This window comes from Prevotella sp. oral taxon 313 (assembly GCF_003043935.1).
Classification (GTDB): Bacteria; Bacteroidota; Bacteroidia; order Bacteroidales; family Bacteroidaceae; genus Prevotella; species Prevotella jejuni.
Genome location: NZ_PYXE01000001.1, coordinates 1,951,296 through 1,966,143, shown reverse-complemented (window position 1 = coordinate 1,966,143; position 14,848 = coordinate 1,951,296). Strand labels below are relative to the sequence as shown.

Genomic DNA, 14,848 nt, shown 5'->3' with positions numbered 1-14,848 from the left:
GAAAAGCAATAATTTTTTATTCCTTTGCTTCTTTTTGGACGTGTCTATGGTCGCAAAAGAACGTAACCAGTGTGCAAAGTAATAAAAAAAATATTATTTAAGTAGCTAAAAGATAGGTTACCTTATAATTATTTTGTATTTTTGTTCAAAATTAAGTTTTCTGTTATGAGTGAGCAAGTACCAGCGCAATGGAGTAATTTTTACCTAAAAGACGTTAGTTTCGTCAATCTAATGATGCGACGAATCTACAATGTTTTGATTGTAGCAAATCCATACGACGCCTTTATGTTGGAAGATGATGGGCGTGTAGAGGAGAAGATCTACAATGAGTATATGGAGTTAGGTTTGCGTTATCCGCCAACCTTTACACAGGTGTCTACTATCGAAGAGGCATCTAAGGTGCTAAACACAGTAGACATTGATTTAGTGATTTGTATGCCGGGTAATGCCGATAATGATGCCTTTGATGTGGCAAGAGCTGTAAAGGCAGAGTTCCCAGACATCCACTGTGTCGTACTGACTCCCTTCTCTCATGGTATTACAAAGCGTATACAAAACGAAGACCTCAGTATCTTTGATTATGTGTTCTGCTGGTTGGGGAATACCAATCTCATCCTTTCTATCATTAAGTTGATGGAGGATAAGATGAATATAGACAATGATATCCATGAGGTCGGTGTACAGATGATATTACTCGTAGAGGATTCAATCCGTTTCTACTCATCTATTCTACCTAACTTATATAGCTATATTCTTACGCAGAGTCAGAACTTTGCCACTGAAGCCTTGACCCGACACGATGCCTCTTTGCGCCAGCGTGGACGTCCAAAGGTTGTTTTAGCGCGTACATACGAGGAAGCATGGGATATCTATCAACGTTATAAGGACAACTGTTTGGGTGTTATCTCTGATGTAAGATTCCCTATTAATAATGTAGACGAAAACACTCAGACTACTGCAGAAGGTAGTGTACCTGTCGTAGAGAAAGACCCTGAGGCAGGCTTAAAATTGCTTCGTGCCATTCGAAAGGAGGATGAATATCTCCCTTTGATTATAGAGAGTTCAGAAAGTGAGAACCGTGAGAAAGCTGAGGCAGAAGGCTTCTGCTTTGTTGATAAGAACTCAAAGAAGATGAGTGTAGACCTCCGTCGACTACTTGAGGAACACATGGGCTTTGGCGACTTCATCTTCCGTAATCCGAAGACTCATGAGGAGGTGATGCGTGTTCGTAATCTGAAAGAGTTGCAAGACAATATCTTTAAGATTCCTCGTGACTCTATGCTCTATCATATCTCTCGTAATCACATGAGTCGTTGGCTCTCTGCACGTGCCATTTTCCCAGTTTCTTCCTTCCTAAAAGGTATTACATGGCATAAACTACAGGATGTAGATATGCACCGACAGATTATCTTTGATGCCATTGTTGCCTATCGTAGGATGCGCAATGTGGGTGTCGTTGCCCTATTTGATAGACATAAGTTCGACCGATATGCCCATTTCGCACGTATCGGAGACGGTTCGTTAGGTGGCAAGGGACGTGGTTTGGCTTTTTTGGATAACGTCATCAAACTCCGGCCAGACTTCAATCGTTTCTCCAATGCAAAGGTACAGATACCGAAGACGGTCGTCCTTTGTACGGATGTCTTCGATAGCTTTATGGAACAAAACAATCTTTACCAGATTGCTTTGAGTGATGCAAGCGACGAAGAGATACTCCAATCCTTCCTTCGTGCCCAGTTACCAGATGAGTATATAGGCGACTTCTTTACCTTCTTTGAGGCTACTCGCTCACCAATAGCCGTCCGTTCAAGTTCGTTGTTAGAGGATAGTCACTATCAACCCTTTGCTGGTATCTATTCTACTTATATGATTCCTTATCTCGAGGATAAGTATGAGATGCTCCGAATGTTGGCTTGTGCGATTAAAGCCGTCTATGCTTCGGTTTATTATCGTGACTCCAAAGCTTATATGACAGCCACAAGTAATGTAATTGATCAGGAGAAGATGGCAGTCATCTTACAGCAGGTTGTCGGTAAGGAGTATGGAGATCATTTCTATCCAAACATCTCTGGTGTGCTTCGTTCTCTCAACTATTACCCGATAGGAGAAGAGAAAGCAGAGGAAGGTATTGCCTCTTTGGCATTGGGATTGGGTAAGTATATTGTCGATGGAGGACAGACCCTGCGTGTTTGTCCGTTCCATCCACATCAGGTGTTGCAGATGAGTGAGATGGCAATAGCCTTGCGTGAAACACAGACCCAGTTCTATGCGCTTGACATGAAGCATATCAGCGAGGACTTTAAGGTGGATGATGGATTTAATATCCTCAAGTTGCGTGTGAAAGACGCTGAGGCTGATGGCAGTCTACAATATATCGTTTCTACTTACTCGCCAGAGGACAATGCTATCTATGATGGGCTCTACGAGGGTGGACGGAAGGTTATCTCTTTCTGTGGAGTTCTTCAGCAGAATGTCTTCCCACTACCAGAGTTACTCCAAATGGCGATGACTTATGGTGCTGAGGCTATGCGTCGCCCTGTTGAAATTGAGTTTGCTGTCAATCTGAATAGTGATCGTACGGGTGAACTATACCTTCTGCAGATTCGTCCGATAGTTGATTCTAAACAGATGTTAGACGAGGACCTCACGGCTATTCATGACGATCAATGTCTCTTGCGGAGCCATAACTCTTTGGGACATGGCGTGTCGGATGATGTACAAGATGTTGTATATGTAAAGACCGACAGCTCTTTCTCTGCATCAAACAATCCTACTATAGCAGATGAGATAGAACGGATAAACCGCAAGTTCCTTGATACTGACAAGAATTATGTGCTCATTGGTCCTGGTCGTTGGGGTTCAAGCGACCCTTGGTTGGGTATTCCAGTGAAGTGGCCACATATCTCGGCAGCGCGTGTCATCGTTGAGGAGGGACTGGAACACTATCGTGTAGACCCAAGTCAAGGAACGCATTTCTTCCAAAACCTCACTTCTTTCGGTGTAGGCTACTTTACAATTAATCCTTATAAGGAAGATGGATTCTATCAACGCAGTGTACTTGATGCCCTTCCTGCTGTGGAAGAAACTCAGTGGGTACGCCATGTTCGTTTCCCAAATCCATTAAAGATTATGATGGATGGTAAGAAACAAGAAGCCCTTATCATGCTTCCTCAAGAGAAAAAGGAATAGGCTTCCTCTCTAAAAGAGGGTATGATTCTATAAAAGTAAAGCCATCATCCACGGAAGTAGTCTGTGGATGATGGCTTTGTTGTAAGCCCCATAAATTCAACGAAGGTAGTACCTGCTAAAATCAGTAGGACTTGGTGACAATATACTACTATTTTTTTTATTTTAAGTTGCTGTCACATTTAACATTTCTCGTAAGTGTTTTGTACTCAATAAGTTTGATGCGTACATAGCATGACAGTAATGACAGCAAATTTGGTTTTGCTTTTCGTGCTATTAACCTTGGTAAGTTTGTGGGGAACGATAACTCCCTATGGCTAACAAATAATTTGTATGAAGAAGGAACACTGTGGAAACAGCCAGTGCAAAAGATAATATTGTGAACTCTTGTCTTCCCCTGTCTTAATTTATGCGAACTCTTGATTACTTGCGCAGAAGTATTGTATAAAGATTTTGGGGAGTGTAATAGATATGTTACCTTTGCATTTGTTAAGTCGGGAAGAAGATTGGAACTGTGGATAGTCATAAACCTTGTTGGCTTGATTGAGCTATAGAAGCGAATGATTTAGCTAAGGTTTTTAAGTGAATAGGGCAATAATCATCTGAACAAAGCGGGGATGATGAAGATAGACAGATGGCTTATCAGATAGCGTTAAGTGTGTCGATACAGACTTTCAGATAATGTACGACACAACGAGAAGGATTTTATTAGGATGGATGGTTATAGCCTGGCAGCGTAAAGCTTATGTGTTATAGAATTATTCGACAATAGTAAGGATGAAGAGTAAGTAATTGCTTTAAGATTAAAATATTATATAGTTGTCGCCGTGGAATGGTGCGATTTCCTGACGTCAAGATAATTTGTTCTACTAAAAGAAGTCATTATGTGGAAAATATATGCGTTGCTTTCAGCTCTTTTTGCTGCGTTAACAGCCATCTTTGCAAAGGTTGGTGTTAAGGATATAAACTCAGACCTTGCCACAGCCATACGTACCACTATCATCCTCATGCTGACTTGGGGCATTGTAATTTTCGGTAGTCATCTTAATGAAATGAAGGATGTAAGTAGGAACACGTGGTTCTTTCTTATTATTTCTGGTCTGTCTACAGGCTTGTCTTGGCTCTTTTATTTCAAGGCAATTCAACTGGGTAATGTGTCTCGCGTTGCACCTATTGACAAGTTGAGTGTCGTTATCACTATGCTGTTAGCCTTCTTGTTTCTACACGAACAGCCATCAATTAAGGTTATCTTAGGTGCTTTGCTTATTGCCGTGGGCAGTATTTTTATGATAATATAAGCGGATAGACTCATAAACAAGTTACACCGTCTGCCTCCTTTGAATGCCCAATATCTTAACAGAACCATTGTTCTTTTATGCCAGAAGTGGGTTTGTTGGTAGAAAGTCTATGCTCTTCTAATGTGTTTCCTTACCCCTAATAATACTATAAAGACGTGTTCTAAGTTTGTTCCATTCAATGCTGTTAGTAGCATCCCATTTGGTTGTTAGCGAATTATTTTCATGATAAAAAATATTTCTTGTCGTGAAGAAAAATATTTTTTATCATGAAAATAAATCTTTGTTATCATGAAAATAAATCAAAACGACTTATGGAGGATGATGAAGATAAGGGATTTCAATGCGCTTTCTGCTTACCAGTAGAGAGCATATCAATGGTCTTAAAGGTGATAGCATGTGGCATTTCTGCTCGTGAGAGTTGGGGACGAAGCCAGTTGAGGAGGGCAGACTGGGAGAGAGAGGAATTGTGAGCACATTCTACTTCAGCGTGGATAACATTGCCAAAGTCGGGGTTGGGGACACTGAACGCACGTGCTGCGGCGATGAGAGGGTGGGAGAGAAGCACCTGCTCTACGTGTTCGGGATGTACATTCTCACCACCACAAACAACCATTCGGTCGGTACGGCCACGATGAAAAAAGTAACCTTCAGCGTTCTGATAGACAATGTCTTTTGTGTTCTGCCACTTATTCTTACGTCCTGTCATGGCCCAACTTGATTGTACCCACAAGGCACCCGTATTCTCCTTGTCGGTCTTTTTAATCTTACAGCGCACTCCCCATATAGCCTTACCAAGTGTTGGCTCGTCGAAAGAAGCGAGGTCATGAGGGGTAGCCAGCAAGAAGAAGCCCGCTTCAGACGTACCATAAAGATTGAAGAGTATCTCGCCAAGTTGATTATGGGTTAGGTTGATGAGGCTTTTAGGGAGACTATCTCCACCGCAAATCATACATTTCAGACTCTTCATCATCTCTTTTGCCCCTTTTGTCTGCCAAATTCTTGAAAGCATGGCAGGGACGATAGGCATCACTTCGATGTGTTCATGCTGAATAATCTCTAAGGTCTTTGGAGCATCGAAGCGTCCTTGTAAGTAGATTTCCTTTCCCATCAAGAGAGAAACGATGAGCGTGGCAAGTCCGAAACCATGATAGAAAGGGAGAGCGATGAGTACACTCTCATATTGATAGACCCCTATCTCTCGAAGGAGGGCAACGAGTGGTGGGAGAAAGGACGTGACAGATGGGCGCCGTTCCACACGCTGATAGTTCCCGCTCGAACCGCCAGTATGGATGATAATCTCCCTTCCGCGCCCTATTCGAGGGAGTCTTTTTCGTTCGTACTGATATTCCCTATATATAATAAGGTGGTGAAGTTCGGTGGTAGTGACAGTCTGATACGAGATAGGAGGTAGGTTTTCTATCAAGTCGTCGTCATAGATAAAGAGTTGATATTGTCGTCCTCTAAGGTGGTAGGATAGTTGTTCTCTTCCCATATCCGTATTTAATAAGACGGTTTGTACGCCAAGTCGAGAGAGAGCAGGGAGGAGTAAAGTAAGGATAAGACTGTTTCGTCCTAAGATGGCGACACGCATGTTAGGGCGTAGATGGTATTGCGTATAAAGGAGCTGAGCAAGGTCTTGTGCCTTCTGGTAAGCCTTTTGATAGGTCAATGACATCTTTCCATCTTTCAGGGCACAGCGTTGTGGATAGAAATGAGCCGCAAACCGGAGCAGTGCCATTAGGCTGATGCCTTCAGAGATGAGGCTTTTAGCCCACACAAATATGCCCTTTGGTGAGATTATGTGTAAGCGATAGAGAATAGAAAGGATAGCTTCATTCTTTCTTCTCATGGCAATCGCTTATAATATAGATGGATAATCGGAGCAATGAGATAGGCTATTGGGACAGAAAACTTTGTCCACCAAGGTTTATAAGTCCTGACCTTCCGTATAGCAAGTTTCAATAGAATATTGGCTGCATCAGCTGGTGTGTATGCAGGTAAGTGCTTGTATTGTTTGTTGACATCTGACATCGCAGTGTGAACCAAGGGTAAATAAGCTATCTGCACGTGAACATCTAACGGCGCAAACTCGCTGTTTGCCGTTTCGCACCATGTGTTTGCCGCACTTTTTGAAGCATGATAAGCCGACCAGCCTGGTGCCATTGGATAGAGTGTACTCACTGATGAAGAGTAGACGATATGCCCTTTACTTGCCTTCAAGGCAGGTAAGATAGCTAATGAAAGTGCAACCAAGGAACGATAGTTGAGGTCCATCGTACGGTCATAGTCGTGTAGGCGGTCCTGCGCATCATTGATCTTGCGATGGATAGATTTACCGGCATTGCAAAAGAAGTAATCTAACCGTGGTAGTGTTTCCCTTAGTTTTTGGCAAAGCAGTTCCAGTTTTTCTCTGTCTCTTAGGTCTATTGCGCAGTAGTCTGCACTACTTCCTATTTGCTTAGCTTTGGCACATAAGAGGCATAAGTCCGCTTCGCTTCGAGCAATGAGGAAGACATTTGCACCTGCACTAATTAGTTTTTCGGTTAATGCTCTCCCTATTCCATGCGATGCACCCGTCACAAGTACCCACTTCCCAGAGAAGTGTTCTCTTGTAATGTCAGGTGTTAGACTTATGGATGGGTAAGCCAATGCACCTCCAATAACTATTATCTTTTTTCTGAGAGACGTCATCATAACTCTTTTCTAACAATCAGTAGTGCTTGTTTTGATAACCAATAGCGATGTGATTAATGCTCCGCACATCATGTGTTAGGCATGAACACCATGTGTGTTGGGCATCCGCACATTATGTGCTAAGCAATAATACGTTGAATGAAAATGGGTAGAACGCTTTATAGTTGTCGTTATAACATGGCATCATAAGGCGTTAATACCAAAGTTATACAGCGCAGTTTTCTTAGATATTCATGCTGTTTTATACTTGTCTTTTCCCTATTTCTTTATATTATTTCCAACGTAAAATGTTGGTAATCACGTAAGATTGTATAGAGAAACTTCTCGTCATCAGTCTTAGTATCAGTAATCTTCAGATGCTCCCTAACCTTAGCAGCAAGCGAGGTGATGCGCCTTTCACGTTCATATCCGTATTCTGTGTTAAGCGTACGTTGGATGACATCAAGTTGATTTAGGGAGAGGTCTTCTGCTTGTGGATATACTGGCTTATACTTCCTATCGAGGTATGAGAACTCATCAAGCGACACTTGTATCTTGTGGTAGTTGTTGATACGTATCACCATAGTGCCTGCAGCAAGGTCGCCAAGTCGCTGAGAATCCTTCGAAACGAGTATAATCAAGACTCCAATACAAGAGAAACCGATGTCGACAAGTTGCAGAAGCCAACGCATGAAGAAATTACCAATCCCCGGAGTCGTACCATCCTTCTTCACGACACGGGTGTGCATGACCATTTTTCCCACGCTTTGCCCGTGATTAAACAGCTCCATTAAGAACGAATAGAAAAGTGCTGGTAGGTATATAGCGAGTGCGAAGAAGATGTTATTCGTAAAGAAGTCAGCTTTGGTTTCGACAATGAGAATAGAGATGCCAATCACATAAAAGATGATTAAAACACTATCAATAACCTGCGCCATGATGCGTTCACCTAAGCTGGCAGGAGATTGACTTATTTGCACATATTGTCCGGTAATGATGTTGGCTTCCGACATATCTATTGTTAATTATATGTTGTTTCTGTTGCAAATGTAGAAAAAAAACTCTAAATTTGCGCTCAATTGAATAATAATGTGCGCTTATACATGTGATTTTTCATGAAGGAGATACTATTTATACGCAATAACATTGCTAAGTGGAGGACTATGGAAGGGATGATAGAGAATGTTAAGTCTGAGATGCCCGACCAGTTGGCTGATGCTTATACCGAGCTGACGGCCGATCTTGCCTTTGCTCAAACACATTATCCCCGTTCGCGTATAACTATCTACTTGAACAACCTTGCTTCAGCACTACATAATGAGATCTATCGCAATAAACGTGAGAAATGGGGACGACTGATAACCTTTTGGACACAAGAGGTGCCTGATGTGATGTGGAAAGAACGTCGTTTGCTGCTTCTGTCCTTTGTTATCTTCATGATAAGTGTGCTGGTTGGCGTTGTGTCTACATTAGGCGACGAGTCTTTCCCACGGCTTATTTTGGGTGATGGATACATGGATATGACACTTGAAAATATAGCTAAGGGTCAGCCAATGGGAGTATATGGCCAAGAAAGCGAGGCAAACATGTTCCTCAGTATTACGCTAAATAATATCATGGTGTCGTTTAATGTCTTTGTCTCTGGCGTACTGACAAGTTTTATGTCGGGCATACTACTTTTCCGAAATGGTATCATGATAGGTTGTTTCGACACCTTCTTTTATCAGCACGGACTATTAGGAGAAAGTCTTTTAGCCACGATGTTGCATGGAACATTGGAACTCTCGGCTATCATTGTGGCAGGTGCTGCAGGATTGGCGATAGGTAATGGATGGCTATTCCCTGGTACTTATTCACGTATTGTTAGCTTCCAACGTGGCGCAAAGAGGGGAATGAAGATTATTGTGGGGACTATCCCAATCTTTATCTTAGCAGGTTTTATCGAGAGTTTCATAACTCGTCATACGGAACTGAACGATATTGTTCGGCTCAGTATCATCCTGTTATCATTAGCTTTTGTCGTGTTTTATTTTATTTACTTACCTTATAAACGTAATTATCAGCGCAATGCAAATAGAAAGACCAAAGATTGAACTTTATGAGATGCGTAGTTTCGGCGAGAAATTCTCTGCTGTTTTCGGCTTTATACGTGAGAATTTCAAGTTGTTACTACGTGCATGTACCTACCTACTCTTGCCTCTTTGCTTGGTACAGGGGGTTGTTATGGAGGTGATGATGAATGTGTTGACGCCTTTTTATACCAATACGTTGGGTATAGGCAACAACATGGATTTGTCAGATAGCATGTTGCTTCGAATGGGAGGAGCGTACTTGGGCTACTGTCTTTGTATGATGGTTGGAACTATTCTATTGACGGGTATCTGCTTTGGAATGGTTAAGTATTATCAAGCAAGCCCTAACAGACTACGTGGAGTGATGATGAGTGACTTAAAACCGACGATTATTAAGGTAATCAAACGGTCGTTGGTAATGTCCTTGGTCTTGGTTGCTATCCTGATAGTTCTTATGGCTCTTCTCATCACATTCACAGTACTTCTTGATACGGTGATACTGGTGGTGTTCTTCTTTCTGGGCATTCTTGTGTTCAGTCTACCTGTTTCAATGGCAATACCAGTATATGTCTTTGAAGAAGACGAGTCTTTGTTCAATGCGCTTCTACGTGGTATAAGGTTAGGATTCAAATCCTTCTGGTCATTGTTAGGATTGATTTTTGTGATGGGATTCCTAAGCAATACCATCAGTTCCTTTACTACTCTACCATGGTATATGCTGACTATTGTGAGAGGAGTCTTTATAGTAGATCAGTCAAGTCAGGCTGCTTTTGTAGGTAGTCCAGTCTATAGCTTCTGCGTGTACTTGGCATCTGTATTCATGAACTTCTGTATGTATCTTACGATGACACTCTCTACTTTTGCCTTGGCGTTCCACTATGGAAGTATAGCAGAGGAAGAAGATGGGTTCTCAGTAGAGAAGGATATACAGCGTTTTGAGGAGTTGAAGGAGGAAGATAACGATATTGACAATTTTGATAAACTCTGATAACCATTCGTATGTTACAACCATTGACTGATACTCTGTCGTGTGACACAACCTTACTTCACCAGTATTGCGCTGATGGAGCATACGATTATGCACGCGAGTTACAGGCTCCAGAACTCGACTGGACGAGTTGGTTGATGCAGAAGATAGGTGATTTCTTCTCTGACATCTTTGATTATGGTGGCGATTTGGACTTTCGAATGGTCGTTTACATCTTCCTTGGGCTTGTAGTTGTGGGTCTGATAGCTTTTATCTTGTATCGTCATCAATTCAAACTCTTTGGTAGAACGGGCAAGGTGACGGCTGACGACGACGAGGAAGACAATATCTATGGAGTCAATTTCGACGCTGTCTATGAGAAGGCAATGGCACAGAAGGATTATTATAAGGCTGTTCGAATAGTCTATTTGCGTACACTTCGATGGTTATCAGATAATAATATGATTAGTTGGCAACTCTATAAGACGCCAACACAGTACACTCGTGAATTCTTATCTGCTGAATTTGGGCGAATGACAACTGCTTTTATGCGTGTAAGATACGGTAATTACCAAGCTTCGGAAGAAACTGTTAAGCTGCTCTTAGACTTAGAAAGCAAGATAAAGGAAGGAGGTAAGCGATGAACAAAAAGTTCTTGATCTTTATAGTTGGCTTCCTTGTCTTTGTATTCCTATTAGAGTGGAATGCGCCTTCAAAGTTTGTTTGGGGTCCTACCTTTAGTCATCATGATAAGCAACCCTTTGGTTGTGAGGTGTTCGACTCGCTGATGAAGAAATCAGTACCTGCTGGTTATGAGGTGACACGAAAGACTTTATCACAGTTGGAACGCGAGGGTTATGGAAAGAAACCACACGGCTTCTTAATTCAATCAATCGATTTTAACCCTTCACCAACCGACCTCCGTGCGTTAGACCGACTTCTGAAAGCAGGTAATAAGGTGTTTATTGCAACGTCATCAATAGACCCTGACTCTCTCTATCCCGACCTACAATTAACGATTAGTGGCCAATATGTCTTCTCTCCCATGCAGGTCAAGGCCTCAATTGAGAATCAAGAGATTCCATACGATACGTTAGTTTGGTGTAGGCAGTCGCCTTATCAAGAAAAAAAATACACTCTTTATTCTGCAATGTCAGGCGACAAAGTCGATGTGGATAAGCCTGCTAAGTATGATATCTTGGTTAAGAACAGGCAGACAGATGAGTATACTGATAAGGTTGATAGCTACTGGGTGCCCCGTGTAGTTCGTATTCAACGAGGGAAAGGAGAACTCTTCTTTTCTTGTGAACCATTGTTATTAACCAACTATGGTATTCTTGACGAGCAAGCTAATGGTCTTGTCTTTCGTTTGATGTCACAGTTTCGTGGCTTACCAATCGTTCGTACGGAGGCTTATACGCCTCAAGCAGAGATTAACGAGGAGACTCCACTGCGCTTTTGGCTACAAAATGAGCCTCTCCGATGGGCTATCTATCTCACCTTAGGAGGACTATTACTCTTCTGTGTGTTCTATGCACGTAGACGACAGCGTGTTATCCCAGTCGTAGAAGAGCCTAAGAACCGTTCGTTAGAGTTTGTGAAACTGATCGGAACTCTTTATTATCAGAAGCATATCAACCATGACTTATTGCAGAAGAAGTATGCCTATTTTACTGAAACCCTTCGTCGTTTGATGATGGTTGATGTGGAGGACACCGAAACAAGAAAAGATGATATAGCACAGATAGCACTCCGAGCAGGAATGCCAGAGGCTGAGGTCAGGATGATTCTCGACCGTGTCGACCATTATCTAAAGGCTGATGAATATATCAATGATGCCGCTTTGCGGAAGGCAATAGACGGTATGGATAAGATAATCAATAATCTTTTAATGTGATAGACGCATAATAAGTAAAGTATTAATGAAGCGAAAACAATAGATAAGATGGAAGAGTATAAAGAAGAAAGAGCTGACCTTGAATTGTTTAGTCAGAAGGTTAGACAGTTGAGAGAGGAAATCAGTAAGGTTATCGTTGGGCAACAAGAAGCAGTTGCCTTGTTGTTAACAGCGATCCTTGCAGACGGTCATGTGCTGATAGAAGGTGTGCCAGGAGTAGCAAAGACCTTATTAGCACGATTGATGTCACGCTTGATAGATGCCCGTTTCAGCCGTATTCAATTTACGCCAGACCTCATGCCAAGCGACGTACTCGGTACAACTGTCTTCAATATGAAGACCTCTGAGTTCGACTTCCATGAAGGTCCTGTGTTCTCAGACCTCGTCCTTGTCGATGAAATCAACCGTGCTCCTGCAAAGACACAGGCAGCTCTCTTCGAGGTAATGGAGGAACGTCAGGTTACAGTAGACGGCACTACGCATCGTATGAGTGATGTCTATACGATTATAGCGACGCAGAATCCAGTCGAGCAGGAGGGTACCTATCGTCTACCAGAGGCCCAACTCGACCGTTTCCTATTTAAGATAAGCATGGGTTATCCATCTGTTGATGAAGAGATGAACATCCTCAAACGTCATCAAGAGAAGCGAAACCTCATTAAGTTAGCCGATGTTAGACCCGTGTTGACCATTGACGAACTTTTGCAGATGCGTAAGAAGTTGGATACTGTATATGTTGAAGAGAGCCTTCTACGCTATATCGCAAACATCGTACAGCAGACACGCACCTCAAAGGCTGTCTTCCTTGGTGCCAGTCCACGTGCCTCTGTGGCAATGCTCAATGCTTCTAAGGCAAGTGCACTATTGGGTGGACGCGACTTTGTGACGCCTGAAGATGTTAAGTTCGTCACTCCAAGTATTCTTCAACACCGTCTTATCCTTACAGCTGAGGCCGAAATGGAGGGTTACACTCCGTTGAAAGTTGCACAGAGGTTGATTGATAAGGTGGAAGTACCTAAGTAATGGTGTCTGACGGAGGATGATAAACTCAGCGTCGCCATACTGATGTTGTATGCTGGAAGATAGTTTGTTATCTTCTTTATGGTCCTCTCTCGACACCCGCTAACACCTAACAAAAGATAAAGAAATGTTCCTTACCAAACGGTTTTATATCATCTTAGCAAGTCTAACCCTCTTAGCAGGGTTTGGTTATGTGTTCCCACAGCTTTTTATAGGCGTAAAGATACTTCTGTTTATCTTTGCTGTAATGGTTGTGATAGATGCCGTTATGCTTTATCATCGTCGTGGGATAAGTGCAAAACGAAGCTGTTCTGAGCGTTTCTCTAATGGTGATAAGAATGTTGTCAAGATAAGTCTTGAGAGTAATTATTCCTTCCCAGTGTGGCTGACGATTATCGATGAGGCTCCAGAAGTGTTCCAACGAAGAGATATCAGTTATAAGAGTTCTCTTGCTGCTATGGGTCATACGGTACTTCGTTACACACTGACACCAGTCAAGCGGGGCGTCTACTCCTTTGGTAAGATACGTTGCTTCACACGTACCAGCATCGGACTTGTAGAGCGACGCTATACTTTGGGCGATGCAAAGGACGTTAAGGTCTATCCTTCTTATCTGATGTTAAATCGCTATGAACTTCTTGCAATGAGCAATAACCTCACAGAGATGGGTATAAAACGTATTCGTCGTGTGGGTAACAATACGGAGTTTGAACAGATAAAAGACTATGTGAAAGGGGATGACTACCGTAGTATAAACTGGAAGGCAAGTGCACGTCGCAACCAGCTGATGGTGAATGTCTATCGTGATGAGCGTTCTCAACAGATATTCTCGGTGATTGATAAGGGGCGTGTCATGCAGCAGTCTTTCCGTGGAATGACGCTTCTCGATTATAGTATAAATGCTTCTTTGGTCTTGTCCTACGTTGCTATGCGTCGTGATGACAAAGCGGGATTGATAACCTTTGCTGATAAGATAGATACTTTCGTAGCTCCATCGCACCGAACAGGACAGATGCAGACCCTTTTGGAGGCTCTTTATGCACAAGAAACCAATTTCGGTGAGACCGATTTCAGTAATTTGTGTGTTAATGTACATAAGCAGGTAAGCAAACGGAGTTTGTTTATTATATACACGAGCTTCTCTGGTATAACAGCTCTCAATAGGCAGTTAGCTTATTTGAAGCTGCTTAGTCAGTGGCACCGTGTACTCGTTGTCTTCTTTGAGGATGCTGAAATGAACGATTACATACGTTCCCCTAAACGCTCTATGGAGGAGTATTATCAGCACGTTATAGCTGAGAAATTCGCCTACGAGAAGCGTTTGATAGTCTCAACACTGCGTCAATATGGTATATATAGCGTATTGACAACCCCCGACAAGCTTAGCATTGATGTCATCAATAAGTATTTAGAGATGAAGCAAAGGCAGATTCTAACGTAATATTCCGCTGTTGGCATTATGAATGTCAATGGTTGGTAGCGTTTTTTATACATAGAGTTTAAGGGCTGAAATCCGACAGTGGGTTTCAGCCTTTATTGTTTTCATGGGTCAACAAGACGACCGTAACGACCGTTATATGCGTTCCGTTCGATAGGATATAACGGCTATGAACGATAGAGAATATTACTGGTAAAGAGTCAGCAAGGCGTGTTTCCCAAATAGGCAAAAGTAGTCATGCCGAATTATTATCATGAAGAAAAATATTTTTTATCATGAAAATAAATATTTCTTGTC

General features: G+C 42.3%; 11 protein-coding genes. 8 read left to right on the top strand and 3 right to left on the bottom strand.

Going from position 1 to position 14,848, the window contains the following annotated elements; genetic code table 11:
• Window positions 1-165: 165 nt before the first annotated feature.
• Window positions 166-3,189, top strand: coding sequence for a PEP/pyruvate-binding domain-containing protein (locus AXF23_RS07705; protein ID WP_107624902.1), 3,024 nt, complete (start codon window positions 166-168; stop codon window positions 3,187-3,189).
• Between the two features lie 881 nt (window positions 3,190-4,070).
• The gene (locus AXF23_RS07700; RefSeq protein WP_107624901.1) at window positions 4,071-4,484 is read left to right on the top strand and encodes an EamA family transporter; all 414 of its coding nucleotides are present in this window, start codon (window positions 4,071-4,073) and stop codon (window positions 4,482-4,484) included.
• A gap of 337 nt (window positions 4,485-4,821) precedes the next feature.
• Here the strand turns inward: AXF23_RS07700 and AXF23_RS07695 are convergent, their stop codons facing one another.
• The 3 genes from AXF23_RS07695 to AXF23_RS07685 all read right to left on the bottom strand — a co-directional run bounded on the left by AXF23_RS07695 (window position 4,822) and on the right by AXF23_RS07685 (window position 8,170).
• Window positions 4,822-6,333 (bottom strand): class I adenylate-forming enzyme family protein, encoded by a 1,512-nt coding sequence (locus tag AXF23_RS07695; RefSeq protein ID WP_107624900.1) that lies wholly within the window; start codon window positions 6,331-6,333, stop codon window positions 4,822-4,824.
• The gene (locus AXF23_RS07690; protein ID WP_107624899.1) at window positions 6,330-7,178 is read right to left on the bottom strand and encodes an SDR family NAD(P)-dependent oxidoreductase; all 849 of its coding nucleotides are present in this window, start codon (window positions 7,176-7,178) and stop codon (window positions 6,330-6,332) included. Before AXF23_RS07690 ends, AXF23_RS07695 begins: the two co-directional genes overlap by 4 nt.
• A gap of 266 nt (window positions 7,179-7,444) precedes the next feature.
• Entirely contained in the window at window positions 7,445-8,170 is a 726-nt protein-coding gene (locus AXF23_RS07685; protein ID WP_107624898.1) for an RDD family protein, read from the bottom strand.
• 102 nt (window positions 8,171-8,272) lie between these two features.
• On the opposite strand from AXF23_RS07685, the gene AXF23_RS07680 reads away from it, so the two are divergent.
• From AXF23_RS07680 to AXF23_RS07655, 6 genes are all read left to right on the top strand, one after another.
• A complete protein-coding gene (locus AXF23_RS07680; protein WP_107624897.1) occupies window positions 8,273-9,250 on the top strand; it encodes a stage II sporulation protein M in 978 nt (325 codons plus the stop codon).
• Window positions 9,225-10,217: a hypothetical protein gene (locus tag AXF23_RS07675; protein ID WP_107624896.1), complete on the top strand. Its 993-nt coding sequence runs from the start codon at window positions 9,225-9,227 to the stop codon at window positions 10,215-10,217. Before AXF23_RS07680 ends, AXF23_RS07675 begins: the two co-directional genes overlap by 26 nt.
• Before the next feature lie 11 nt (window positions 10,218-10,228).
• Window positions 10,229-10,840 (top strand): DUF4129 domain-containing protein, encoded by a 612-nt coding sequence (locus AXF23_RS07670; RefSeq protein WP_107624895.1) that lies wholly within the window; start codon window positions 10,229-10,231, stop codon window positions 10,838-10,840.
• On the top strand, window positions 10,837-12,093 hold the full coding sequence (locus AXF23_RS07665; RefSeq protein WP_107624894.1) for a DUF4350 domain-containing protein: 1,257 nt from the start codon (window positions 10,837-10,839) through the stop codon (window positions 12,091-12,093). Before AXF23_RS07670 ends, AXF23_RS07665 begins: the two co-directional genes overlap by 4 nt.
• A 48-nt stretch (window positions 12,094-12,141) precedes the next feature.
• A complete protein-coding gene (locus AXF23_RS07660) occupies window positions 12,142-13,116 on the top strand; it encodes an AAA family ATPase (RefSeq protein ID WP_107624893.1) in 975 nt (324 codons plus the stop codon).
• Window positions 13,117-13,240: 124 nt separating this feature from the next.
• Window positions 13,241-14,554, top strand: a complete 1,314-nt coding sequence (locus AXF23_RS07655) for a DUF58 domain-containing protein (RefSeq protein ID WP_107624892.1) — start codon at window positions 13,241-13,243, stop codon at window positions 14,552-14,554.
• Window positions 14,555-14,848: the final 294 nt, after the last annotated feature.

Coding starts and splice junctions, on each gene's coding strand:
- AXF23_RS07665 (WP_107624894.1), top strand. CDS start 10,837: ATGAACAAAAAGTTCTTGATCTTTATAGTTGGCTTCCTTGTCTTTGTA.
- AXF23_RS07670 (WP_107624895.1), top strand. CDS start 10,229: ATGTTACAACCATTGACTGATACTCTGTCGTGTGACACAACCTTACTT.
- AXF23_RS07700 (WP_107624901.1), top strand. CDS start 4,071: ATGTGGAAAATATATGCGTTGCTTTCAGCTCTTTTTGCTGCGTTAACA.
- AXF23_RS07655 (WP_107624892.1), top strand. CDS start 13,241: ATGTTCCTTACCAAACGGTTTTATATCATCTTAGCAAGTCTAACCCTC.
- AXF23_RS07680 (WP_107624897.1), top strand. CDS start 8,273: ATGAAGGAGATACTATTTATACGCAATAACATTGCTAAGTGGAGGACT.
- AXF23_RS07660 (WP_107624893.1), top strand. CDS start 12,142: ATGGAAGAGTATAAAGAAGAAAGAGCTGACCTTGAATTGTTTAGTCAG.
- AXF23_RS07675 (WP_107624896.1), top strand. CDS start 9,225: ATGCAAATAGAAAGACCAAAGATTGAACTTTATGAGATGCGTAGTTTC.
- AXF23_RS07695 (WP_107624900.1), bottom strand. CDS start 6,333: ATGAGAAGAAAGAATGAAGCTATCCTTTCTATTCTCTATCGCTTACAC.
- AXF23_RS07705 (WP_107624902.1), top strand. CDS start 166: ATGAGTGAGCAAGTACCAGCGCAATGGAGTAATTTTTACCTAAAAGAC.
- AXF23_RS07690 (WP_107624899.1), bottom strand. CDS start 7,178: ATGATGACGTCTCTCAGAAAAAAGATAATAGTTATTGGAGGTGCATTG.
- AXF23_RS07685 (WP_107624898.1), bottom strand. CDS start 8,170: ATGTCGGAAGCCAACATCATTACCGGACAATATGTGCAAATAAGTCAA.